The following is a 24483-nucleotide window of genomic DNA, read 5'->3' on the forward strand; positions in this document are numbered from 1 at the left end:
GCCTCGCGCGGGCGCGGATGCGGCGCCCGGCGCCGCCTCGCGTCGCCGGGCACCGCGCGCCTCTGGGCGCCGCCGGTCACTGGCCGCCGAAGAACTCCGCGCTCTCGGTGTCGCGCAGGGCTGCCGCGATCTTCCGCCGGTGGAACTCGTCGACGTGGGAGAGATCGTCGAGCGCGAACCAGCCCACCTCGGTCAGCTCGCCGTCGGCGGGGTGCGGGTCGCCCGTCACCCACACGCACCGGAAGACGAGATCGAGGTAGTCCACCTGGTCGCCGTTGGCGTACGTAATGCGGTCGAGCTGCTGCACGAGGGCGAGCCGCGTCGCCCGCACCACGATGCTCGCCTCCTCGAGCGTTTCGCGCACCGCGGCATCCGCCGGCTCCTCACCGGGGTCGACGATGCCCGACACGCACTGCCACGCGCCGTTGTCCGCGCGGCGGCCGAGGAGCACCTCGCCGTCCCGCACGATCACGGCGGTCACCCCGACCAGCGGCAGGGGAGCGTGGCCGATGTGCTCGCGCAGCGACAGGACGAAATCAGGCGTGGCCATGCCCTCAGCCTAGGTCCGGCCGTGCGAGATCCTGCCGCTCCGAGGGCCCTCAGCCCCGGTGTCAGACGGTCGCCGTAGACTCGTCAGGTGGCATCCGACTCCTTCGTTCACCTGCACGTGCACAGCGAATACTCGATGCTCGACGGGGCCGCGAAGATCGGTGCGATGACCCAGGCGGCCGCCGATTACGGCATGCCCGCCATCGCCGTCACCGACCACGGCAACACGTTTGCGGCGTTCGAGTTCTACAACGCGGCCAAGGCCGCCGGGGTCAAGCCGATCATCGGGCTCGAGGCCTACGTCACCCCCGGAACGCACCGCAGCGACAAGTCGCGTGTGCAGTGGGGTTCACCCGACCAGAAGAGCGATGACGTCTCCGGGTCGGGCGCCTACACGCACATGACGCTGTGGAGCCAGAACACCGCGGGCATGCACAACCTGTTCCGGCTCAGCTCGCTGTCGAGCATGGAGGGCTACTACTTCAAGCCCCGCATGGACCGCGAGCTCCTGCAGACCTACGGCTCCGGGCTCATCGCCACGACCGGCTGCCCGTCGGGCGAGGTGCAGACGCGCCTGCGGCTCGGGCAGTACGACGCGGCGCGCGCGGCGGCGGCGGAGTTCCAGGACATCTTCGGCAAGGAGAACTACTTCGCCGAGATCATGGACCACGGGCTCTCGATCGAGCGCCGCGTGATGACCGACCTGCTGCGGCTCGCGAAAGACCTCGACATCCCGCTCGTGGCGACCAACGACTCGCATTACACGCACCAGCACGAGGCCGACGCGCACGAGGCGCTGCTGTGCGTGCAGTCGGGCTCGACCCTCGACGACCCGAACCGGTTCAAGTTCGACGGCGACGGCTACTACGTCAAGACGGCCGCCGAGATGCGCCAGATGTTCCGCGACCACCCCGAGGCGTGCGACAACACGCTGCTCATCGCCGAGCGGTGCGAGGTGGAGTTCAACACCGCCGCCAACTACATGCCCCGCTTCCCGGTGCCGGACGGCGAGACCGAGGACAGCTGGCTCATCAAAGAGGTCGAGGCGGGGCTGCACTACCGCTACCCGGACGGCATCCCCGACAAGGTGCGCAAGCAGGCAGAGTACGAGACCGGCATCATCCTGCAGATGGGGTTCCCGGGGTACTTCCTCGTCGTCGCCGACTTCATCAACTGGGCCAAGGACCACGGCATCCGCGTCGGCCCCGGCCGCGGCTCGGGTGCAGGATCGATGGTCGCCTACGCGATGAAGATCACCGACCTCGACCCGCTCGAGCACGGACTCATCTTCGAGCGGTTCCTGAACCCCGACCGCGTCTCCATGCCCGACTTCGATGTCGACTTCGACGACCGGCGCCGCGGCGAGGTGATCGACTACGTCACCGAGAAGTACGGCTCCGAGCGCGTCGCGCAGATCGTCACGTACGGCACCATCAAGTCGAAGCAGGCGCTGAAGGATGCCGGGCGTGTGCTCGGGTTCCCCTTCAGCATGGGGGAGAAGCTCACCAAGGCCATGCCGCCCGCCGTCATGGGCAAGGACATGGAGCTCGGCGGCATGTTCGACCCCGAGCACAAGCGGTACAAGGAGGCGAGCGAGTTCCGCGCGCTCATCGAGAGCGACCCCGAGGCCAAGACCGTCTTCGACCGGGCGACCGGTCTCGAGGGCCTCAAGCGCCAGTGGGGCGTGCACGCGGCCGGCGTCATCATGTCGTCGGAGCCCCTGCTCGACATCATCCCGATCATGCGGCGCGAGCAGGACGGCCAGATCGTCACGCAGTTCGACTACCCGTCGTGCGAGTCGCTCGGCCTCATCAAGATGGACTTCCTGGGGCTGCGCAACCTCACGATCATCTCCGACGCGCTCGAGAACATTCGCATGAACCGGGGGGAGGAGCTCGACCTCGAGCACCTCGCCCTCGACGACCGCCCCGCCTACGACCTGCTCACCCGCGGCGACACGCTGGGCGTCTTCCAGCTCGACGGCGGCCCGATGCGGTCGCTGCTGCGGCTCATGAAGCCCGACAACTTCGAGGACATCTCGGCCGTCATCGCCCTGTACCGGCCCGGCCCGATGGGCGCGAACTCGCACACCAACTACGCGCTGCGCAAGAACGGCCTGCAGCCGATCACCCCGATCCACCCCGAGCTCGAAGAGCCCCTCCGCGACATCCTCGACACGACTTACGGCCTGATCATCTATCAGGAGCAGGTCATGGCCATCGCGCAGAAGGTCGCCGGGTTCTCGCTCGGCCAGGCCGACATCCTCCGCCGCGCGATGGGCAAGAAGAAGAAGTCCGAGCTCGACAAGCAGTACGAGGGCTTCTCCGGCGGCATGAAAGACCGCGGCTTCGGCGAGGGCGCGGTCCAGGCGCTCTGGGACATCCTGCTGCCGTTCTCCGACTACGCCTTCAACAAGGCGCACTCCGCCGCGTACGGGCTCGTCTCGTACTGGACCGCGTACCTCAAGGCCCACTATCCCGCCGAGTACATGGCGGCGCTCCTCACGAGCGTCGGCGACTCGAAGGACAAGATGGCGGTCTACCTCAACGAGTGCCGCCGCATGGGCATCAAGGTGCTGCCGCCCGACGTCAGCGAGTCGATCCGCTACTTCGCCGCCGTCGGCGAAGACATCCGCTTCGGTCTGGGCGCCGTCCGCAACGTCGGCAGCAACGTCGTCGACGGCATCGTCGCCGCCCGCACCGACGCGCCGTACTCCTCGTTCCACGACTTCCTCAGCCGAGTGCCGATGCACGTTGCCAACAAGCGCACCGTGGAGTCGCTCATCAAGGCCGGCGCCTTCGACTCGATGGGCGACACCCGGCGGGCGCTGCTGGAGATCCACGAGGATGCCACGGAGGCGGCCGTCGGCCGGAAGCGCAACGAGGCGCAGGGCGCCATCGGCTTCGACTTCGACAGCCTGTACGACGCCGCGGAGGAGACCGTGCCGCCGAAGGTGCCGCCGCGCCCGGAGTGGACGAAGAAGGACAAGCTCGCCTTCGAGCGCGAGATGCTCGGTCTGTACGTCTCCGACCACCCCCTCGCGGGCCTCGAGATCCCGCTCGCCAAGCACGCCTCGACCTCGATCCACGACCTGCTCGCCGACGAAGACGTCTCCGACGGCGACATCGTCACGGTCGCCGGTCTCGTCACGAGCGTGCAGCACCGCGTCGCCAAGCAGAGCGGCAACCCCTACGGCATGATCACCGTCGAGGACTTCGACGGCGAGGTGACCGTGATGTTCATGGGGAAGACCTATACCGAGTTCCAGTCGATGCTCGTCGCCGACTCGATCCTCGTCGTGCGCGGGCGCGTCTCGCGCCGCGACGACGGGCTGAACCTGCACGGCCAGTCGGCTTTCACCCCCGATCTCGGCGCGGTCGACGCCTCCGGTCCGCTGATCCTCCTCATGCCCGAACACCGCGCCACCGAGTCGACGGTGGGCGAACTCGCCCGCGTCTTCTCCCGGCATCCGGGGAGCACCGAGGTGACACTGAAGCTGCACAAGTCGGGCACCGCGAAGGTGTTCGAGGTGCCCGCCCGGGTCGGCGTGTCGGTCGATCTGTACGGCGAACTCAAAGGTCTGCTCGGACCGCAGTGTCTGGGGTGAGCGACGAGCGTGTGTGTAGGATCGCAGGCGACGGAACCGTCATGGAAGGACCGATCATCGTGACTGACGAGAACAACACCCCCCAGCCCCCCGAGACCGACTTCGACCGGCGCGTGCCCGAGGCATCCGCCGACCCCGACGTCACGTTCGACTTGGTCGGCGAGGCGTTTGCCGCCCTCACCGACGGCCCCGACGCCGTCGACGAGACCGCCCCGCCGCAGTACGGCGTCGGCCCGTTCTCGGTCCGCGAGGTGGCGCTCGGCGGCATCTGGGTGATCGCCTTCATCGTCTCGTTCTTCCCGATCTACAACGTCGGCGGGTCGTCGGTGTGGACCGCGGGCATCGACTGGGTGCTCACGATCGGCGTGCCGACGGTGGCCGTCCTCCTGCTGCTGCTGCGCCGCCTGTCGCCGCAGGGCATCCGCCGGGTCGGCTCGCTCGGCATCGACCAGTTCGCCTCGGTCGCGTTCACGGTGTCGATGGTCGTCTGGCTCGGCATCCTCTGGGCCTCGTTCGTCTCGCTGGCCGGCCAGCGCCTGTTCTACGCGACGTGGGTCGTCTGGGTCGAGTTCATCCTCATGCTCGCGGGCGTGCTGCTGACCGTGTTCGCGCCCCTGTTCCCGACGATCGGCGAAGACTTCCGCCACCGCCGCGAGGTGCCCGCGCACCGCGTCGCGAGACCCGCGCGCCCGATCGTGGCGCGCCCGCGCACCCCGCGCCCCCAGGCCGCGCCCGCCGCCACACCGCCCGCCGGTGCCCCCGAGAGCGATTTCACCGCCGCGGACACCGCCGCGCCGGTCGGGCTGGCGTCGGAGGACGCGTCGCCCGCCGGCGACACCACGCAGATCACGCCGCTCGACACGGTTGCCGCGGGCGTCGTCGAGGAGCCCGTCGCGGAGGTCGCGGAGACCACGTCCACTCCCGCCGCCTCGCAGGCGTTCTGGGCCCTCGCGCCGGTCGAGCGCGACGTCGTCGACGAGAACGGCACCCCGATCTTCACGATCGGACCCACCGCGTGGGCGCTCGTGATCGAAGACCGCGTCGACCGTTTCGTCGTGCGTCACGAAGACGGCCGCATCGGCTACCTGACCGACGTCTCCGGCGTCACGCGCGGCTGACCGCGCGCGGCGTTCGGTTAGCCTTTACGGATGCTCCGCACGATCGACCTCCGCGGCCGCGACCTGTCCACCGCCGAGCTGCTCGCCGCCGTTCCGCGCGCCCAGGCGGCGCGTGCCCAGGCGTTGAGCGCGGCCGCCGACATCGTCGCGGACGTGCGGGAGCGCGGCGAAGACGCGCTGCGTGAGCAGGCCAAGCGTTTCGACCGGGTCACCGGTCACGACATCCGCGTGCCCGCCGCGCACCTCGACGAGGCGCTGGAGCGGCTCGATCCCACCGTGCGGGCCGCCCTCGAAGAGGCGATCCGCCGGGTGCGCGCCGCCTCGGCGGCCCAGGTGCCGGCGCCGGTGGTCACCGAGCTCGGCCCGGGCGCCGTCGTCGAGCAGCGCTGGCAGCCGGTGCGGCGTACCGGCGTGTACGTTCCGGGCGGAAAGGCCGTGTATCCCTCGAGCGTCGTCATGAACGTCGTACCCGCGCAGGTCGCGGGCGTCGGCGAGGTCGCCCTCGCGTCGCCGCCGCAGGCGGAGTTCGACGGGCGGGTGCACCCCGACATCCTCGCCGCGGCGAAGCTCCTCGGCATCGACGAGGTCTACGCGCTCGGCGGGGCGGGAGCCGTCGCCGCCTACGCCTACGGCGTCGCTTCGATCGGCCTCGAACCGGTCGATGTGGTCACCGGTCCCGGCAACAACTTCGTTGCTGCCGCCAAGCGCGCCGTCGCCGGTGTCGTCGGCACGGACGCCGAGGCCGGCGCGACCGAGATCCTCATCGTCGCGGACGGTGGGGCGGATGCCTCGCTGATCGCCGTCGACCTCATCAGTCAGGCGGAGCACGACGAACAGGCATCTGCGGTTCTGGTCACCTGGTCGGAGGACCTGGCGCGCACCGTGCGTGCCGAAGTGGAGCGACGCGTCGACGCGACCCGCAACGGCGCCCGTGCCCGCGCGGCCCTGGAGGGTCCGCAGTCGGCCGTCGTGCTCGTCGACGACCGCGCCGCTGCCACCGCGTTCAGCAACGCGTACGCGCCCGAGCACCTCGAGCTGCACGTCGTCGACCCTCGCCCGGAGGATTTCGTCAACGCGGGCGCCGTCTTCGTCGGCGCGTGGTCGCCGGTGAGTCTCGGCGACTACCTCGCCGGCAGTAACCACGTTCTCCCCACCGGCGGTCAGGCGCGCTACGCGGCGGGGCTGTCGGCCTCGACGTTCCTCCGTCCCCAGCAGGTCATCGCCTACGACCGTGCGGCACTCGAGGCCGTCGGCGCGGAGATCGTCGCGCTGGCGGATGCCGAGGCGCTACCCGCCCACGGCGAGGCCGTCACCGCACGGTTCGCCGCGAACGCCACCGGATCGGAGGACTGACCCGTGCACTGCCCGTTCTGCCGCCACGCCGACTCGCGCGTGATCGATTCGCGCACGAGCGACGACGGCCTGAGCATCCGCCGCCGTCGCCAGTGCCCCGAGTGCGGCGGCCGCTTCTCGACGATCGAGACGGCGAGCCTCAACGTCATCAAGCGCTCCGGCGTGATCGAGCCGTTCAGCCGCGAGAAGGTCATGTCGGGCGTCCGCAAGGCATGCCAGGGCCGGCCCGTGACCGACTCCGACCTGGCCGTGCTGGCGCAGGCCGTCGAGGAAGCGGTGCGCCAGACCGGGTCGTCGCAGATCGACACGAACGAGATCGGCCTCGCGATCCTCGGGCCGCTCCGCGAACTCGACGAGGTGGCCTACCTGCGGTTCGCGAGCGTGTATCAGGCGTTCGACTCGCTGGAGGACTTCGAGGCATCCATCGCGCAGCTGCGCGCCGACCACGCCGCGCGCGCCGAGGCGTAGGCGCCCGTCCGCGGTTCGCGGAATTCACGGCCCGCACATTTCCGGTGCCGCCGCGCGCGAGCCGTAGGCTGGTGCCGATGTATCCGTTCATCTTCCGCACGTTCTTCTCGCGCATGGACCCCGAGGCGGCGCACCACCTGGTGATCCCCGTCATCCGTGTGCTCGGCGTCTGGCCGTTCGCGCCGATCGTGCGCGCGCTGACCCGCCCCGATCCGCGCCTGCAGACGCGGGCGCTCGGGCTCGTCTTCGACTCGCCGTTCGGCGTGGCGGCGGGCTTCGACAAGAACGCCGTCATGAGCGAGGGTCTCTACGCCCTCGGTTTCGGGCACGTCGAGGTCGGCACCGTCACGGCGATCGCTCAGGACGGCAACCCGAAGCCGCGCCTGTTCCGGCTCATCGAGGACCGCGCGCTGATCAACCGGATGGGTTTCAACAACGCCGGAGCCGCCGCGGCCGCCCGGCGCCTCGAGCGCTCGCGTCGCCGTCCCCGCCGCGCGGTGCTCGGCGCCAACATCGGAAAGAGCCGCGTCGTCGACGTCGACGCGGCGACCGCCGATTACGTGCGGAGCACGCGCGAGGTCGCGCCGGTCGCCGACTATCTCGTGGTGAACGTGTCGTCCCCGAACACACCCGGTCTTCGCGGCCTGCAGGCGGTCGAGACCCTGCGGCCCCTGCTCGAGGCGGTGCGGGATGCCGCGGGCACCACGCCGCTCCTCGTCAAGATCGCCCCCGACCTCCCCGACGACGAGATCGAGGCGATCACCCGGCTCGGGGTCGAGCTGCGGCTGGCCGGTCTCGTCGCGACGAACACGACGATCGCCCGCGAGCCGCTCACGACCGACCCCGAGGTCGTCGCCGCGATGGGCCCGGGCGGCCTGTCCGGTGCCCCGCTGCGGCAGCGCTCGCTCGCCGTGCTGCGGATCGTGCGCGCCGCGGTTCCCGAGGAGGCGGAGGAGTTCTGCATCATCTCGGCCGGGGGAGTGGAGACCGCCGCCGACGTGCGGGGGCGCCTCGCCGCGGGCGCCGACCTCGTGCAGGGCTACACCGCCTTCATCTACCGCGGCCCGTTGTGGGCTCGGCAGATCAACCGGGGTCTCGCCGCCGCACTCTGACCGCGCGCGGCGGCGCGGCATCCTCCCTTGGCTAGCGCGGCGCGGCGCGGTGGATGCCACGGCCCTGCGCAACTGCGGGGATCTGCGCTCCTGCGGACACTCAGCGCGCAGGGGTCCGCAGATGTGCAGAACTCCGCGTGAACGGGGCGCGGCGCGCGCCTCAGACCGGGTAGCCGCCGCGCTTGACCTGCGGCTTGGGGAGACGCATGAAGCGCATCTGGATGGTGCGCATCGCGGCGTACCAGCCGAGGCCCTTCTCGATGCGGTCGCCGAACTTCTCGTGTGCGAGCTTCTTGACCCGGTGGCTCGTGATGATCATGTCGCCGACGACGAACAGGATGAACACCCACAGCGCCACGATCGAGTAGCCGAGGATGGCCTGGTTCTGCACGAGGCTCACCAGGATCACGATCAGCATCAGCGGCATGAGCAGCTCGCCCAGGTGCCAACCCGCGTCGACGAAGTCGCGCGCGAACTTGCGCTGCGGACCCTTGTCGCGCGCCGGGAGGTACCGCTCGTCGCCCTGCGCCATGCCGATGCGGGCCTTCTCGCGCTGCGCGGCGAGGTCGGCCTTCGCGCGCGCGCGCGCCTCCTTCGTGTCGGCCACGAGGGGGCGCTTGCGTGCCGCCTCCTGCTCGGCGCGCGAGGGCGTCGGGCGGTTCTTGCCCGGCCCGGCGGGCACCTCGGGGGCGGTGTCGGGTGAAACGGGGTTCTTGGCCACGGCGGGGGTCCTCAAAGATCTGGACGACTGGTGCGCGAAACGCGCCCCTTTAAGATTACCCGCATGAGTTCCCCCGCGCCCCGGTCCGCCTCCTCCGCCCCCGAAACCTCCCGCCGCGACGCCGTCCGTTCCGCCGCCGAGGCGAGCGTTCCGGCGGCGCTCGGCGATCTCGGCCGGCTCGTGCGCATCCCCTCGATCGCGTTCCCCGGCTTCGACCGCGCCGAGGTCGCACGCAGCGCCGCGGCGGTCAAGGAGCTCGCCGAGGGGCTCGGCATCTTCGACCGCGTCGAGGTGAAGACCGCGGTGATCCCCGAGACGGGAGCCGAGGGGATGCCTGCGGTGCTGGCATCCCGCGCCGCCAAGAACGGCAAGCCCACGATCCTCCTCTACGCGCACCACGACGTGCAGCCCGTCGGCGACGAGGCCCTCTGGGAGAGTGCGCCGTTCGAGCCGACCGTCCGCGACGGACGCCTGTACGGCCGCGGCGCGGCCGACGACAAGGCGGGGGTCATGGCGCACATCGGCGCGCTGCGCGCGCTCGTCGAGGCGCTCGGTGACGACTTCGACCTCGGCGTCAACCTCTTCATCGAGGGGGAGGAGGAGGCGGGATCCGCCTCGTTCGCGGCGTTCCTCCGCGAGAACGCCGACGCCCTCCGCGCCGATGTGATCGTCGTCGCCGACTCCGGCAACTGGGACGCCGACACCCCTGCGCTCACCGTGTCGCTCCGCGGCAACGCGCGCTTCACCCTGACCGTGAAGACGCTCGAGCACGCGTCGCACTCCGGCATGTTCGGGGGAGCGGTGCCCGACGCGATGCTCGCGACCGTCAAGCTGCTCTCGACGCTGTGGGACGAGGACGGCGCCGTCGCGGTGGAGGGGCTCCGCGAGCGGGATGCCGCGACGCCGGACTACTCCGAGGAGACCCTCCGCAGCGAGGCGGGCCTGCCCGCCGGCGTCAGCCCGATCGGGCGCGGCACGATCCTCAGCCGCATCTGGAACAAGCCCACCGTCACCGTGACCGGCATCGACTACCCCTCCGTGCGGAACGCCTCCAACACGCTGACCCCCGAGCTCTCGCTCGTGATCAGCGCGCGCGTCGCACCGGGGCAGGACGCACGCGAGGCCTACGAGGCGATCGAGGCGCACCTGCGCGCGCACGCGCCGTTCGGCGCCGAACTGACCTTCAGCGACGTCGACTGCGGAAACCCCTTCCTCGTCGACACGAGCGGCGCGGCGGTCGCCGAGGCGCGCGCCGCGCTCGAGACCGGCTACGGAACCTCCCCGGTCGACATCGGGGTGGGCGGGTCGATCCCGTTCATCGCCGATCTCGTGAGCGAGTTCCCGGCCGCGCAGATCCTCGTCACGGGCGTCGAAGACCCGCACGCGCGGGCGCACAGCCCGAACGAGTCGCTGCACCTCGACACGTTCCGCCGGGCGCTCGTCTCGGAGGCGCTCCTGCTCGAGAGCCTCGACTCCGGAGCCGACGGCGGCGAGGCCGCGTAGAATCGTGGCATCCCGCCGGCTGAACCCGGCACGAGATCCCAGGAGAGTGCCATGACCGACACCGCCATCACGAACGCGACCACCGCCGAGAAGGCGCACGGAGTCGGCCTCACCGACGCCGCGGCCGCCAAAGTCAAGAGCCTGCTCGACCAGGAGGGTCGCGACGACCTGCGCCTGCGGGTGGCCGTGCAGCCCGGTGGATGCTCGGGCCTGATCTACCAGCTCTACTTCGACGAGCGCTACCTCGACGGCGACCAGGCCGTCGACTTCGATGGCGTCGAGGTCATCGTCGACGACATGTCGGTGCCCTACCTCGACGGCGCGACGATCGACTTCAAGGACACCATCTCCGAGCAGGGCTTCACGATCGACAACCCGAACGCGGCCGGCAGCTGCGCCTGCGGGGACAGCTTCCACTGAGGCGCCCACCCCCACCGATCAGACCCCGATCACCCACCGATCGCACCCCCTGCGGACGAGCCGAGCCGCCCAGTCGGCGACCCGTCCGTCCGTGCGCGCCCGCGCGCCGCGAACAGGCAGGATCAGCCCGCGAAACCCCCTCCGCACGCAGGGGACATCCTGGGCGCATGGCCTGAATCGCGTGGGAGGTTGCCCTAGACTGATCGGTGTTCGACCTTCATGACCCCGAAAGGTGCACCGTGCGCGTCACTCGCCGCCTCCGCCTCGCCGCCATCCCGCTCGGGATCGTCACGGCGGTCGCCCTCGCGGGCTGCACGACGACTCAGCTGAACGGGTTCCTGCCCGGCTTCACCGACGACGGCACCCAGGCCACCAACCACACCGAGATGGTGTCGGGTCTGTGGGTCAACTCGTGGATCGTCCTGCTCGCCGTCGGCATGATCACCTGGGCCCTGATGGGCTGGGCGGCCATCGCCTACCGTCGCCGCAAGGGCCAGACCGGCCTTCCCGTGCAGCTGCGCTACAACATGCCGATCGAGATCTTCTACACGGTCGTGCCCCTCATCCTCGTGCTGGGCTTCTTCGCCTTCACGGCACGCGTCCAGACGACGCTCGAGACCCAGTACGACGAGCCCGACGCCTGCATCACCGCGATCGGCAAGCAGTGGGCGTGGGACTTCCAGTACGCCCAGCAGGACTGCGACGACGCGTCCGACGCCGTCTGGACGATGGGCGTGCAGGCGCAGACGGATGCCAAGGGCGACATCACCAGCGAGCTGCCCACGCTCTACCTGCCGGTCGACAAGAAGGTGAAGATCAAGCTCACCTCGCGTGACGTGATCCACTCCTTCTGGATCATCGACTTCCTGTACAAGAAGGACATGTACATCGGCAAGGACAACTACTGGTCGTTCACGCCGACCCGCGTCGGCGAGTACGACGGCAAGTGCGCCGAGCTGTGCGGCCAGTACCACTCGATGATGCTCTTCAAGGTGAAGGTCGTCGAGCAGGCCGAGTACGACGCGTACCTCGACGGCCTGCGCGACGCCGGCCAGACGGGCGACATCAACGAGGCCTACAACCGCCTGCAGAACCTGCCGGGCACGGGCGCTTCCGAATCCGAGGGAGAACACTGATGGCGACGACGTCGCTCCCGCTCCAGGGCGAGGCTCCGCACCGCCCCACCACCCTGCCGCCGCGCCAGGCAGCTCTGCTGACCTCTTCGCGCGTCGAGCAGAAGGGCAACATCCTCGTCCGCTGGATCACCTCCACCGACCACAAGACGATCGGGTACATGTACCTGATCGCGTCGGTGCTGTTCTTCCTGCTCGGCGGCGTCATGGCGCTCATCATCCGCGCCGAGCTGTTCGAGCCCGGCATGCAGATCGTGCCGACCAAGGAGCAGTACAACCAGCTGTTCACGATGCACGGCACGATCATGCTGCTGATGTTCGCGACGCCGCTGTTCGCGGGCTTCGCCAACGCGATCCTGCCCCTGCAGATCGGCGCGCCCGACGTGGCGTTCCCGCGTCTGAACGCCTTCGCGCTCTGGCTGTTCATCTTCGGCTCGCTGATCGCGGTCGCCGGCTTCCTCACCCCGCAGGGTGCGGCCGCGTTCGGTTGGTTCGCCTATCAGCCGCTCGCCGGCGCCACCTTCTCACCCGGTGCGGGTGGAAACCTGTGGATGCTCGGCCTCGGCATGAGCGGTTTCGGCACCATCCTCGGCGCCGTGAACTTCATCACGACCATCATCACGATGCGCGCGCCCGGCATGACCATGTGGCGCATGCCGATCTTCTCGTGGAACACGCTCGTCACGAGCATCCTGATCCTGATGGCCTTCCCGGTGCTCGCCGCGGCGATCCTCGCCGCCGCCGCCGACCGCGTGCTCGGTGCGCACATCTACGACCCGGCCAACGGCGGTGTGCTCCTGTGGCAGCACCTGTTCTGGTTCTTCGGCCACCCCGAGGTCTACATCATCGCGCTGCCGTTCTTCGGCATCGTCTCGGAGATCTTCCCGGTCTTCAGCCGTAAGCCGATCTTCGGCTACAAGACGCTCGTCTACGCGACGATCGCGATCGCGGCGCTGTCGGCGTCGGTGTGGGCGCACCACATGTACGTCACCGGCGCCGTGCTGCTGCCGTTCTTCGCGCTCATGACGATGCTCATCGCGGTGCCGACGGGTGTGAAGATCTTCAACTGGATCGGCACGATGTGGCGTGGATCGATCACGTTCGAGACCCCGATGGTGTTCAGCCTCGGCTTCCTCGTCTCGTTCGTCTTCGGTGGCCTCACCGGCGTCATCCTCGCCTCGCCGCCGCTCGACTTCCACGTGTCCGACTCGTACTTCGTCGTCGCGCACTTCCACTACGTCGTTTTCGGCACGGTCGTGTTCGCGATGTTCGCCGGCTTCTACTTCTGGTGGCCGAAGTGGACGGGTCGGATGCTCAACGAGCGTCTCGGCATGGTGCACTTCTGGATGCTGTTCATCGGCTTCCACATGACGTTCCTCATCCAGCACTGGCTGGGCGTGGAGGGCATGGTGCGCCGCTACGCGGACTACTCGGCGGCCGACGGCTTCACCTGGCAGAACCAGGTGTCCACGATCGGTGCGATGCTGCTCGGCGCCTCGATGATCCCGTTCTTCCTGAACGTCTGGATCACGGCGCGCAAGGCACCGAAGGTCACCGTCAACGACCCGTGGGGCTACGGCGGATCGCTCGAGTGGGCGACCAGCTGCCCGCCGCCGCGCCACAACTTCACCTCGATCCCGCGCATCCGCAGCGAGCGTCCTGCGTTTGACCTGAACCACCCCGAGGCCGCCGTGCCGGTGGGCGTCGGTCCCGCGAAGGACGCGCCCGATGCGCCCGTGGTCGATGCGGCCGATGGAGAGGTGAAGTAAGTGAAGACCAACGTCAACCTCTGGTGGATCCTTGCCGGGTTCTTCTTCCTCTGCTCCGGCCTGTACACCGGCTGGAACATCATCGAGCACTCGAGCCTGCCGTGGTACCACGCGACCGAGTGGGTCGGCAGTGTCGTGCTGCTGTTCACGGCGTTCATGGCGATCATGATCGGCTTCTACGTCGACCGCGTGCACCGCGCGCAGGGCGGCGAGCTGCCCGAAGACGTGCTGACGAGCGACATCGACGACGGCGACCCCGAGATGGGCGAGTTCAGCCCGTGGTCGTGGTGGCCGCTCGTGCTCGCGTTCTCGGCCGCGCTCGGCATGATCGGCCTGGCCGTCGGCAACTTCCTGCTGCCGATCGCTGGGGCCGTCTTCCTCGTCGCGATCGTCGGCTGGGTGTACGAGTACTACCGCGGATACTTCGCGCGCTGAGCTGAGCTCTCCTCCCTGCGATGGCCCTCTGTCTGTCGGCCGGTGTCCACAGCGACATCGGCGGATACCGTGACGTCAACCAGGACGCGGCGTTCGTCGCGCCCTGGGGCGCCGGAGTGGCCGACGGCGTCGGGGGAGGCCCCGCCGGCGATCTCGCCTCGGCGGCGCTCGTGCACCGCCTCGTGGCGGGCGGTGACCGGGTGATGGATGCCCCGGCGCTGGCCGTGCGCATCCGCGAAGCGAACTGGGATCTCGGCGCGCACGTGCGGCGCGACCCCGCCCTGGCGGGCATGGCGACGACCTTCACCGCCGTGTGGTTCAGCCAGCGGGGCACGCTGCTGCTCGCGCACACGGGCGATTCCCGTGCCTACCTCCTGCACGGCGGTGAGCTGATGCGCCAGACGCGCGACGACTCCTTCGTGCAGACGCTCGTCGAGCAGGGCCTGGTGCGGGCAGAGGATGTCATGACCCACCCGCGTCGCAACATCATCACCGCATCGCTGCGCGGAGACGCGACCGACCTCGTGCGCGTCGCCGAGCGGGTGCCGGTCAGGGGCGACCGGTGGATGATCTGCAGCGACGGCGTGAGCGACTACCTGCCCGACGATGCCATCGCCGACGTGCTGCGCGGTGCCGGCGACCCGCAGGCGGCGGCAGACGAGATCGTGCGCCTCGCCCTCGACGCGGGATCGCGCGACAACGTCACCGCCGCGGTCGCCGACGTGGTCGACGGCGCGGCGGATGCTCGCCCGGTGCGCTTCGCCGGCGCGGCCGCGGCACGGTTCTCCGAAGAGCTCGACGCCGCCGTCTGAGGACGCCGGGCCGGACCGGCGGGCTCGCGCTATCGCGCGCCGGTCGTCGCTCCCGCGAGGCCGCTAGCCCCTCTCGGACCTCTCGGGCCGCACGTACATCACCAGCGGGTCGAACACGCGGGGGAGGGGACCGTCTTCACCCTCGACCGGCAGCCCCTCCCGAGCCCAATACTCGTAGCCGCCGATCATCTCGCGCACCGAGAACCCCCGCTTCGCGAACTCCACGGCGCCCTTGGCGCCGGCGTTGCATCCCGGGCTCCAGCAGTACACGACGACGGGGACGGCCGGGTCGAACTCCGCCGCCCGGGCGGCGATGTCGCGATACGGCACGTGGACGGCGCCCACGGCGTGCCCCTGCGCCCAGGCATCCGCGCTCCGGACATCCACCGGCACGAACGCGTCACCGGCCTGCTGGGCGGCGTACACGTCGGAGGCGTCGGTCTCGTGGGTGAGCTTGGCGGAGAAGTAGGCGAGGGCGTCGGTCATGCCTCTCACGCTAGGGCAACCAGAAAGCGGCGAGGAGGACCGTGACGGTCACTCCTCGCCGCTTGTCTGCCAGATGAGCGGTCAGTCCTTCTTCGGCTCGTCGTCCGGGATGATGATGTTCGACGGACGGTTGGCCGTCTCCGGGTTGTGACCGTCGTCGATCGGGTGGTGCGGGGCATCCGGAACACCGGCGCGCTCGTGCATGCCCTGGAGCTCGAGGTTCTCCTCCTCGTCGATGTGCGCGAGCTCGTGGTGCGAGTGCGCCTCGGCGGCGTCGACGTCGGCCTGCGTGACGGGGACCAGCCGGTCTTCGAAGAACCAGCGCGACAGCGAGGCGCGGAAGTTCTCGTGCCACGGAATGCGGCCCTGGTCGTTCGGGCGCACCACGAGCGGCGCGTTGGTCTCGTAGTCGACCAGCTTGACCCGCTCGTACGCGTCGACGGGCTGGTGCACCTCGATGTACTCGCCACCGGGGAGGCGCACGATGCGGCCCGACTCGTAGCCGTGCAGCGCGATCTCGCGGTCCTTCTTCTGCAGCGCGAGGGCGATGCGCTTGGCGATGAAGTACCCGAGGATCGGGCCGACGATCAGCAGCGCCTGCAGCGTGTGGATGACGCCTTCCATCGTGAGGTGGAAGTGGGTCGCGATGATGTCGGACGAGGCGGCCGCCCACAGCACGGCGTAGAAGATCACGCCGGCGACACCGATCGCGGTGCGCGTCGGGGCGTTGCGGGGACGCTGGGCGATGTGGTGCTCGCGCTTGTCGCCGGTGACCCACGCCTCGATGAACGGGTAGATGAGCACCAGGACGATGAAGATCCCGATGATGCCGAGCGGCAGCAGGATGTTGAACGACCAGGTGCGGTCCCACAGCACGAACTCCAGGTGCGGCGGCACGAGACGAAGGGCACCGTCGGCGAAGCCGATGTACCAGTCGGGCTGCGTGCCGGCAGACACCGGGGAGGGGTCGTAGGGACCGTAATTCCAGATCGGGTTGATCGTGAACAGCGAGGCGATCAGCACGATCAGGCCGAAGGTGAGGAAGAAGAATCCACCCATCTTCGTCATGTACACCGGCATCATCGGGTAGCCGACGACGTTGCTGTTCGTGCGGCCGGGGCCGGCGAACTGCGTGTGCTTGTTGATGACCATCAGCATGAGGTGCGCCACGAGCAGCGCGACGAGGATCGCCGGCAGCAGCAGAATGTGCAGCGCGTACAGGCGACCCACGATCTGCGTGCCGGGGAACTCGCCGCCGAACAGCAGGAACGAGGTCCACGTGCCGATCAGCGGGATGCCCTTGATCATGCCGTCGATGATGCGGAGGCCGTTGCCCGAGAGCAGGTCGTCGGGAAGCGAGTAGCCGGTGAAGCCCTCGGCCATCGCGAGGATGAACAGGATGAAGCCGATCACCCAGTTGAGCTCGCGGGGCTTGCGGAAGGCGCCGGTGAAGAAGACGCGCAGCATGTGCACGCCGATGCCGGCGACGAACATGAGCGCGGCCCAGTGGTGGATCTGACGCACGAGCAGACCACCGCGGATGTCGAACGACAGACGCAGGGTCGAATCCAGCGCTGCCGACATCTCGACGCCGCGGAGGGGCAGGAAGGCGCCCGCGTAGTGCGTTTCGACCATGGATGCCTGAAAGAAGAACGTCAGGAACGTGCCGGACAGCAGCACGGCCACGAAGCTCCACAGGGCGATCTCGCCGAGCATGAACGACCAGTGGTCGGGGAAGATCTTGCGTCCGAGCTCTTTGACGAGGCCGGAGAGGCTCGTCCGCTCGTCGATGTAGTTCGCGGCGCCCGCGAGGAACCGTCCGCCGAGCGGCTTCTCGCTCTGCGGATCGGTGCCGGGCCGTGCGGTGCTCGACGGGGACTCAGTGACGGTCGCGGTGCTCAATGACGCTCCCAGAAGCTCGGGCCGACGGGCTCGGTGAAGTCGCTCTGCGCGACGAGGTAGCCCTCGTCGTCGACGGTGATCGGCAGCTGCGGCAGCGGACGGGCGGCCGGGCCGAAGATGACCGCCGCGGAGCGCGACACGTCGAACTGCGACTGGTGACAGGGGCACAGCAGGTGGTGGGTCTGCTGCTCGTACAGGGCCACGGGGCATCCGACGTGCGTGCACACCTTGGAGTAGGCGACGATGCCGTCGTATGACCACTCCAGCTTGTTGTGCTCGGCGGGCAGCTGCTCGGGGAGCAGACGCATGAGGAGCACGATCGCCTTCGCCTTCTCCTCGAGGTAGCCGTCGTGGTGGCTGAGCGACGCAAGCGACTCGGGGATGACGTGCACGACCGAGCCGAGCGTCAGGTCGGCGGCGCGGATGGGCCTGCCGGACGGGTCGATCGCGAGGCGCTCGCCCTTCTTCCACATCGTGTGGCTGAGCAGCGCTACCGGGTCTCCGGCGATCGGGTTCTCGGGGCTCGACTCGGGGGCGAGGCCGCGGAAGAGGGTGATTCCCGGGAGGATCGAAGCGACCAGCGCCGCGATGAGCGACCCGCGGATGGCGGTGCGGCGTCCGAAGCCGGACTCCTCGTTCGCCTCGCGGAATGCCTCGACGGCGCCTTCGCGGGTCGTATCGCGGCCGCGCGTCGCGTGGCGCGGCTCGACGAACTCCTTGTCGCTCATGACGGCCTTCGACCAGTGGATCGCACCGATGCCGAGGGCCAGCAGCGCGAGCGCGATGCCGAGACCGATGAAGAGGTTGTTGTGGCGGATGTCGACCATCCGGCCGCTCTCGATCGGGAAGAGCATGTAGGCGGCGATCGCCCAGATGCTGCCCGCGAGGGAGAGGTAGAAGAGGGTGTACACCGTGCGGACGGCGCGCTTCATGGCGGCCGGATCCTTGTCGGTGATGCGCTCCCGATGCGGCGGCAGACCGGGGTTCTGCACGGGGTCGGGAACCGCGACGGCGAGCCCGGGGGAGGGCTGCCATGAAGCCCTCTCGTGCTCGAGCGCATCTTCCTCGTGTGCCATGGTGCGTCCGTTCCGTACGTCAGTGATCGATCAGTTCGACTTCGCCGTGATCCACACGGTGATGCCGATGAGTGTTCCGATGCCGAAGATCCAGATGAACAGACCCTCGGAGACCGGGCCGAGCGAGCCGAGCGACCAGCCACCGGGAGACTCGTTCTCCCGCAGGTAGAGCAGTGCGGAGATGATGTCGCGCTTCTCCTCGGGCGTCAGCGTCATGTCGTTGAAGACCGGCATGTTCTGCGGGCCCGTCACCATCGCGGCGTATATGTGCAGGGGGCTCGTCGACGTCAGGGCGGGGGCGTACTTGCCCCCCGTCAGGGCGCCACCGGCTGCGGCGACGTTGTGGCACATCGCGCAGTTGATGCGGAAGAGCTCGGCGCCGTTGGCGACGTCACCCTTACCGTCGATGACCCAGGGATCCGGGTACGTCGGACCGGGGGAAACAGACTGCACCCAGGCGGCGATCGCCTTGATCTGGTCTTCCGTGAACTGCGCAGGCTTCTGCGGAGCCTGGGGCCCCTGCATTTGCAGGGGCATGCGGCCGGTCGACATCTGGAACTCGACCGCGAGCTCGCCCACGCCGTACAGCGGCGGGCCGTCGGCGGTGCCTTCGAGGTTCAGCCCGTGACAGGTCGCACAGTTGGCCTGGAAGAGCTTCTTGCCGTCCTCGAGGGTGAGCGTAGTGGATGCCGAGGTGGGCTCGGTCGCCGCCATCGCCGCGGAGGCGCCGGCGTAGATGCCGCCCGTGACGAGCAGGCCGATGCCGATCAGCGCGGCCGCGGCCCACTTGCTGCGACGGCCGGTCTTCTGGCGTGGGGTCTTCGAAGGCATGGAAGGAGTCAGCTCCGCTCTCACTTGACGACGTAGATGACGAAGAACAGGACGATCCAGACGACGTCGACGAAGTGCCAGTAGTACGACACGACGATCGCGGACGTCATCTCCTTGCGCCCGAAGTTCTTCACGGCGAAGGCGCGGCCGATCACGAGGAGGAAGGCGATGAGACCGCCCGTCACGTGCAGCGCGTGGAAACCGGTGGTGAGGTAGAACGCCGACGCGTAGGAGTTCGCGGTGATCGGCAGGCCCTCGGCGACGAGCGTCGCGTACTCCCACACCTGGCCGGAGACGAAGACGGCGCCCATGACGAAGGAGAGGAAGAACCACTCGACCATGCCCCACTTGCGGAACTGCCAGAACGAACCGGTGCGGTAGGGCTGGAAGCGCTCGGCGGCGAAGACGCCGGCCTGAGCGGTGAACGACGACAGCACCAGGATCAGCGTGTTGACCGCGGCGAACGGCACGTTGAGGTCCTGCGTGCTCTCGGCCCACAGGTCGGGGGAGGCGTTGCGCAGGGTGAAGTAGATCGCAAAGAGGCCGGCGAAGAACATGACCTCGCTGCCCAGCCACACGATGGTGCCCACAGCGACCGGATCCGGTCGCTTGACGGAGCGCAAGGCCTGGGAATAGGTCGCTGGAGTGGTCGTCACGCTCCCCATTATGGCGGATGCGGCGCCCAGTTTTCGCATCCCTGAAGGTCTCCGTGCGGATCACCGGACTTTCGGGGGCATCGGAATGCGCTCGGAGCGCGCCGCGAGTGTGCTGGCAGTCTGCCGATAGGATCGACGGTCATGGCGGAGCTCTTCTCGTGGCCGGAAATCCTCACCACGATCCTCGATCGGCGTGACCTCAGCGTGTCGGAGGCCACCTGGGCGATGCGGCAGGTGATGTCGGGGCGCGCGACCCCCTCGCAGCTCGGCGGATTCCTGCTGGCGCTGCGCGCCAAGGGCGAGACGGTCGACGAGATCGTCGGCTTCCGCGACGCCATCCTCGAGGCGGCGTTGCCGCTCCCCGTGCCGGCCGAGGTGCTCGACATCGTCGGCACCGGGGGAGACCGATTCGGCACCGTCAACGTGTCGACGATGTCGGCGATCGTGGCGGCGGCCACGGGCATCCCTGTTGTCAAGCACGGCAACCGCGCGGCCAGTTCGGCCTCCGGATCGTCCGACGTGCTCGGCGCCCTCGGCATCGATCTGACCCTCTCGCCCGAGCGCGTCTCCGCGGTGCTCGGCGAGGTCGGCATCACCTTCGCCTTCGCCTCGGCCTTCCACCCCGGATTCCGTCACGCCGGACCCACCCGGTCGGAGCTCGGCGTGCCGACGGTGTTCAACTTCCTCGGGCCGCTCTGCAACCCCGCGCGCGCCGAGGCGAACGCGGTCGGCGTGGCGAACCTCGACCGCGTGCCGCTCATCACCGGGGTGTTCCAGACGCGCGGCGCGACCGCGCTCGTCTTCCGCGGCGACGACGGGCTCGACGAGCTCACCACCACGGGGCACAGCCGGCTGTGGGAGATCAGCCGCGGCGACGTGCACGAGCACGACATCGACCCGCGGGACATCGGCATCCCCCTCGCCGACATCGACGACCTCCTCGGCGCCGACGCGCTCCACAATGCGGAGGTCGTGCGCCGGGTGCTCGGCGGGGAGCAGGGGCCGGTGCGCGACATCGTCCTGCTGAACGCGGCGGCAGGCATCGTGTCGTACGAGCTGTTCCGCGACGCGGCGCAGGTGCAGCGGCCGATCCTCGAGCGTCTCGCACAGGCGCGCGACCGCGCGGCGACGGCCATCGACGACGGCGCGGCCGACGGTGTGCTGGCGCGCTGGGTCGCCGCCACGCAGCGTGACGCGGCCGACGGCGAGGACTGACCGCACCGACCTCGGCCGGGTTTGTCCGGTCGCCTCTTTGGTGCCCTCCGCGGTGTGCCGGATACCGTGAACTCAACATCCCGGCATCCCCAGAGAGGAACGCCCCCATGTCCGAAGAAGTGGTCGTCACGGCCGACACCATCGAGCCCCCGCAGAAGAAGGTCGGCATCGTCAAGGTCGCCGGCGTCCTCGGCATCCTGGGCGGCATCGCGCTCATCGTCGTGGGCATCGTCGTCTGGGTGATGGTCTCGACGCAGCTGCGCGCCGAGAACATCACGGTGCCCGACGACGCGATGGCCTTCCAGGGGCAGACCGTCGCCGGTCCCTTCACGGCGTACGTGCAGGCCGACATCATCCAGCGCCACGCCCTCAAGATCTCGGGCGGCAAGACGTACGCCGAGCTCGCGCAGGACGACCCGGTACGCACCACGATGATGAACGCGTCGTTCCTGCGGACCTCGCTGTTCACCTCGGTCGTCTCGTTCGGCGTCGCCGCCTTCGCGATCGGCGTCGGCATCCTGTCGATCCTGTTCGGCTGGGCGCTGAACCGCCTGGCATCCGTCCCGGTCATCGTCCGTCGTTCGACGGTCACCCGGGCCTGAGGCCTCACCCTTCGTTCGATGGGCCTGCGCGCGAGCGCGGGCCCATCGTGCTTTCGGAAGACACCATGGAACCCGTCGACGCGCTCCTCGAGATCGCCGCGTTGCTCGAGCGCGAGCGTGCGTCTCGCTATCGGTCGAAGGCGTTCCGCACCGCCGCGGCGGCGATCGCCGAGCTGAGTCGCGAGCAGCTCGCCGACACCGCGGCGCTGCGGCGGCGCGAGGGGATCGGCGATTCGTCGCTCGCGGTGATCGGCCAGGCGCTCGCGGGCGAGGTGCCGGACTACCTCGCGCGGCTGCGCGAGCGGTATGCGCCGGCCCGCTCGGCGCTCCGCGGGCTCCTGCGCGGTGACCTGCACTGCCACTCCGACTGGTCGGACGGCACCACCTCGATCGCCGAGATGGCCGCGGCGGCGCGGGCGCTCGGTCACGAGTACCTCGCGCTGACGGACCATTCGCCGCGGTTGCGGGTCGCGAACGGGCTCAGTGCCGAGCGCCTGCGCGAGCAGCTGGAGGTCGTGGCCGAGCTGAACGCCGCTGGCGGGGACGGCGCGGCCGGGTTCACGCTGCTGAGTGGCATCGAGGTCGACATCCTCGACGACGGTGCGCTCGACCAGGACGACGCGCTGCTCGGCGAGCTCGACGTGGTGGTCGCGTCGGCGCATTCGAAGCTGCGGATGGATGCCGTGCCGATGACGCGGCGACTGGTGGCTGCGGCATCCCATCCTCGGGTCGACGTGCTCGGTCACGTCACCGGGCGCCTCATCGCGGGCGAGCGGGGGACGAGGCCGCCGTCGACGTTCGACGCCCGGGCGGTGTTCGACGCGTGCGCCGCGCACGGTGTCGCCGTCGAGATCAACGCGCGCCCGGAGCGCGAGGACCCGCCGGACGAGCTGATCGCCGTCGCACTCGAGGCAGGATGCCTCTTCTCGATCGACTCCGACGCGCACGCCCCCGGGCAGCTCGGGCTGCTCGATGAGGGCGCTGCCCGCGCCGAGCGCGCGGGCGTTCCGGCCGAGCGGATCGTGACCACCTGGCCGCTCGACCGGCTGCGCGCGTGGACGGCGCGGGCGCGCTGAGTCGGCGCGGGTTGCGGGGAACGCGGCCGCTCGGCTTGATCCGCGTTCGCGGGTTCGCGGTCAGTGCTGGGCGCTGATGGCCGCCACGGCCCGGTCGAGGGAGGAACCGAGGTTCCATTCGGCGCCGAGGCTTGCGACCGTGGCGGCGTCGGGGGTGCGCAGCTGAGTGTCGACGACGGGCAGGTCGAGTGTGCGGACCACCTCGACCACGGTGGGGGCGACGGCGAGGTAGTCGGCAGCGGCGAGCAGCTTCGCCCGCACGCCGGCGGTCATCCCGGTGCCGGTCTCGGCGGCGGCCAGGATGCCGGTGAGGTCGCCGTGCGCGGCGAGGAGGGTCGCGGCGGTCTTCTCGCCGACGCCGGCGACGCCGGGCAGCCCGTCGGAGGCGTCGCCGCGCAGCACCGCATAGTCGGCGTACTGCGCGGGCAGCACACGATACTTCTCGACGACGGCGGCTTCGTCGAGCACCTCGAGGTTGCTCATGCCGCGGCCGGTGTAGATGACGCGGATGCCGTGGGCGTCGTCGACCAGCTGGAAGAGGTCGCGGTCACCGGTGACGATGTCGACGGGCATCGCCGACTGCGCGGCGAAGCTCGCGATGACGTCGTCGGCCTCGTGCGCCGGAACTCCGGCGACGGGGATGCCGAGGGCATCGAGCGCGGCGCGGATGACGGGGATCTGCGCCTCGAGGGGGTCAGGCACCTCTTCCACATCGGGGGCGGTCTCGACGAGTTCGGCGACGCGGTGCGCCTTGTAGCTGGGGATGAGGTCGACGCGCCACTGCGGGCGCCAGTCGTCGTCCCAGCAGGCGACGAGGTGGGTCGGCTCGTACGTCATCACGAGCTTCGCGATCATGTCGAGCAGTCCGCGCGCGGCGTTGACGGGACGGCCGTCGGCCGCCTTCACGGTGTCGGGCACGCCGTAGAACGCGCGGAAGTAGAGGCTGGCGGTGTCGAGCAGCATGAGGCGGTCGGTCACGCGATCATCCTGACACGCGGCCGCTGCGCGTGGCGGGTCAGCAGCCGATGCCGCTGGGGTTTTCGAGGCAGGTCTTGTCGACGAGGGCGGTGCGCACCTCGAAGATCTGGACGTCGCCGGCGGTGGTGGGGATCTCGAGGGTGCCGGGGACGGTGATCCATCCACCGCCGAAGTTCACGTCGGCGGCGTAGCGGACGGCGGCGGAGGCGGTGTAGGTGCCGCGGGTGGAATACGCGTGGCTGGTCGATGTCGCGCTGAACTGGGCGAGTCCGAGCGTCGCCCAGGATTGGCCGCCGTCGTCGGATTCGCGGCTCGTGCCGTCGCCGTGCACGAAGAGGACGGATGTCGGGGTGAACCGGACGGTCACCGGCAGGTCGAACAGCGTGCCGGTGACTTCGTGCGTGGTGGCGTCGACGACGAAGTTCATCGGCATGCCCACCACGCCGACGCCGTCGGGTTCGTCGATCAGGGGAGCGGATGCCGGGGCGAACCGGGCCACGTCGCTCAGCGTCGGCTGGGGGATCGCCGGCGGCGGGTCGGGCTGCACCCTGCAGGAAGCCGGATCGGTAGGACGGCAATCATCGACGGGCGGCGTGGCTGGTGCCGGGGGAGTCGTCTCGGGCGAGGGAGTGTCGTCGGAGTCGTCACCATATCCGTCGCC

23 protein-coding genes are annotated in these 24483 nt (G+C 69.6%); 14 read left to right on the forward strand and 9 right to left on the reverse strand.

Features of this window, described 5'->3' with window-relative positions; genetic code table 11:
* Positions 1–76 precede the first annotated feature (76 nt).
* On the reverse strand, positions 77–550 hold the full coding sequence (locus FHX68_RS00955) for an NUDIX hydrolase (RefSeq protein WP_141378683.1): 474 nt from the start codon (positions 548–550) through the stop codon (positions 77–79).
* Positions 551–685: 135 nt separating this feature from the next.
* Here FHX68_RS00955 and dnaE point away from each other — a divergent pair, with 135 nt between their 5' ends.
* The 5 genes from dnaE to FHX68_RS00980 all read left to right on the forward strand — a co-directional run bounded on the left by dnaE (position 686) and on the right by FHX68_RS00980 (position 8207).
* Positions 686–4156, forward strand: a complete 3471-nt coding sequence (gene dnaE / locus FHX68_RS00960; RefSeq protein WP_229661385.1) for a DNA polymerase III subunit alpha — start codon at positions 686–688, stop codon at positions 4154–4156.
* Positions 4157–4197: 41 nt separating this feature from the next.
* The gene (locus FHX68_RS00965) at positions 4198–5274 is read left to right on the forward strand and encodes a hypothetical protein (protein WP_229661380.1); all 1077 of its coding nucleotides are present in this window, start codon (positions 4198–4200) and stop codon (positions 5272–5274) included.
* A gap of 30 nt (positions 5275–5304) precedes the next feature.
* Entirely contained in the window at positions 5305–6627 is a 1323-nt protein-coding gene (hisD, locus tag FHX68_RS00970; protein WP_141378687.1) for a histidinol dehydrogenase, read from the forward strand.
* Positions 6628–6630: 3 nt separating this feature from the next.
* A complete protein-coding gene (gene nrdR / locus FHX68_RS00975; protein WP_141378689.1) occupies positions 6631–7095 on the forward strand; it encodes a transcriptional regulator NrdR in 465 nt (154 codons plus the stop codon).
* A gap of 77 nt (positions 7096–7172) precedes the next feature.
* Positions 7173–8207, forward strand: a complete 1035-nt coding sequence (locus tag FHX68_RS00980; protein ID WP_141378691.1) for a quinone-dependent dihydroorotate dehydrogenase — start codon at positions 7173–7175, stop codon at positions 8205–8207.
* Positions 8208–8367: 160 nt separating this feature from the next.
* Here the strand turns inward: FHX68_RS00980 and FHX68_RS00985 are convergent, their stop codons facing one another.
* Positions 8368–8928 (reverse strand): DUF3043 domain-containing protein, encoded by a 561-nt coding sequence (locus FHX68_RS00985; protein WP_141378692.1) that lies wholly within the window; start codon positions 8926–8928, stop codon positions 8368–8370.
* A 63-nt stretch (positions 8929–8991) separates the two neighbouring features.
* On the opposite strand from FHX68_RS00985, the gene FHX68_RS00990 reads away from it, so the two are divergent.
* The 6 genes from FHX68_RS00990 to FHX68_RS01015 all read left to right on the forward strand — a co-directional run bounded on the left by FHX68_RS00990 (position 8992) and on the right by FHX68_RS01015 (position 15000).
* On the forward strand, positions 8992–10431 hold the full coding sequence (locus tag FHX68_RS00990; protein ID WP_141378693.1) for a dipeptidase: 1440 nt from the start codon (positions 8992–8994) through the stop codon (positions 10429–10431).
* 51 nt (positions 10432–10482) lie between these two features.
* Entirely contained in the window at positions 10483–10851 is a 369-nt protein-coding gene (erpA, locus tag FHX68_RS00995) for an iron-sulfur cluster insertion protein ErpA (RefSeq protein WP_141378695.1), read from the forward strand.
* Positions 10852–11090: 239 nt separating this feature from the next.
* Positions 11091–11987, forward strand: a complete 897-nt coding sequence (gene ctaC / locus FHX68_RS01000) for an aa3-type cytochrome oxidase subunit II (RefSeq protein WP_141378800.1) — start codon at positions 11091–11093, stop codon at positions 11985–11987.
* Positions 11987–13753, forward strand: coding sequence for an aa3-type cytochrome oxidase subunit I (gene ctaD / locus FHX68_RS01005; protein ID WP_141378697.1), 1767 nt, complete (start codon positions 11987–11989; stop codon positions 13751–13753). Before ctaC ends, ctaD begins: the two co-directional genes overlap by 1 nt.
* A complete protein-coding gene (locus FHX68_RS01010; protein ID WP_141378699.1) occupies positions 13754–14188 on the forward strand; it encodes a cytochrome c oxidase subunit 4 in 435 nt (144 codons plus the stop codon).
* A 20-nt stretch (positions 14189–14208) separates the two neighbouring features.
* Entirely contained in the window at positions 14209–15000 is a 792-nt protein-coding gene (locus FHX68_RS01015) for a PP2C family protein-serine/threonine phosphatase (RefSeq protein ID WP_141378701.1), read from the forward strand.
* Positions 15001–15063: 63 nt separating this feature from the next.
* Here FHX68_RS01015 and FHX68_RS01020 read toward each other — a convergent pair whose 3' ends face one another.
* The 5 genes from FHX68_RS01020 to ctaE form a co-directional block, all read right to left on the reverse strand.
* Positions 15064–15486, reverse strand: coding sequence for a rhodanese-like domain-containing protein (locus tag FHX68_RS01020; protein WP_141378703.1), 423 nt, complete (start codon positions 15484–15486; stop codon positions 15064–15066).
* Between the two features lie 81 nt (positions 15487–15567).
* Positions 15568–17388, reverse strand: a complete 1821-nt coding sequence (qcrB, locus tag FHX68_RS01025; protein WP_141378705.1) for a cytochrome bc1 complex cytochrome b subunit — start codon at positions 17386–17388, stop codon at positions 15568–15570.
* Positions 17385–18464, reverse strand: coding sequence for a cytochrome bc1 complex Rieske iron-sulfur subunit (gene qcrA / locus FHX68_RS01030; protein WP_141378707.1), 1080 nt, complete (start codon positions 18462–18464; stop codon positions 17385–17387). The genes qcrB and qcrA overlap by 4 nt, the downstream gene beginning before the upstream one ends.
* A 30-nt stretch (positions 18465–18494) precedes the next feature.
* Complete coding sequence (gene qcrC, locus FHX68_RS01035; RefSeq protein ID WP_141378709.1) at positions 18495–19295, reverse strand: cytochrome bc1 complex diheme cytochrome c subunit; 801 nt, start codon at positions 19293–19295, stop codon at positions 18495–18497.
* Positions 19296–19315: 20 nt separating this feature from the next.
* Positions 19316–19960 (reverse strand): aa3-type cytochrome oxidase subunit III, encoded by a 645-nt coding sequence (ctaE, locus tag FHX68_RS01040; RefSeq protein ID WP_141378711.1) that lies wholly within the window; start codon positions 19958–19960, stop codon positions 19316–19318.
* A 132-nt stretch (positions 19961–20092) separates the two neighbouring features.
* On the opposite strand from ctaE, the gene trpD reads away from it, so the two are divergent.
* From trpD to FHX68_RS01055, 3 genes are all read left to right on the forward strand, one after another.
* Complete coding sequence (gene trpD / locus FHX68_RS01045) at positions 20093–21166, forward strand: anthranilate phosphoribosyltransferase (protein WP_141378713.1); 1074 nt, start codon at positions 20093–20095, stop codon at positions 21164–21166.
* A gap of 107 nt (positions 21167–21273) precedes the next feature.
* The gene (locus FHX68_RS01050; RefSeq protein WP_141378715.1) at positions 21274–21768 is read left to right on the forward strand and encodes an aromatic ring-opening dioxygenase LigA; all 495 of its coding nucleotides are present in this window, start codon (positions 21274–21276) and stop codon (positions 21766–21768) included.
* Positions 21769–21833: 65 nt separating this feature from the next.
* A complete protein-coding gene (locus tag FHX68_RS01055) occupies positions 21834–22844 on the forward strand; it encodes a PHP domain-containing protein (protein WP_141378717.1) in 1011 nt (336 codons plus the stop codon).
* A gap of 60 nt (positions 22845–22904) precedes the next feature.
* Here FHX68_RS01055 and FHX68_RS01060 read toward each other — a convergent pair whose 3' ends face one another.
* Entirely contained in the window at positions 22905–23822 is a 918-nt protein-coding gene (locus FHX68_RS01060; protein WP_141378719.1) for a 5'-3' exonuclease, read from the reverse strand.
* Between the two features lie 37 nt (positions 23823–23859).
* Positions 23860–24321 (reverse strand): hypothetical protein, encoded by a 462-nt coding sequence (locus FHX68_RS15630; protein WP_229661379.1) that lies wholly within the window; start codon positions 24319–24321, stop codon positions 23860–23862.
* Positions 24322–24483: the final 162 nt, after the last annotated feature.

The organism is Microbacterium lacticum (assembly GCF_006716815.1).
Lineage (GTDB): Bacteria > Actinomycetota > Actinomycetes > Actinomycetales > Microbacteriaceae > Microbacterium > Microbacterium lacticum.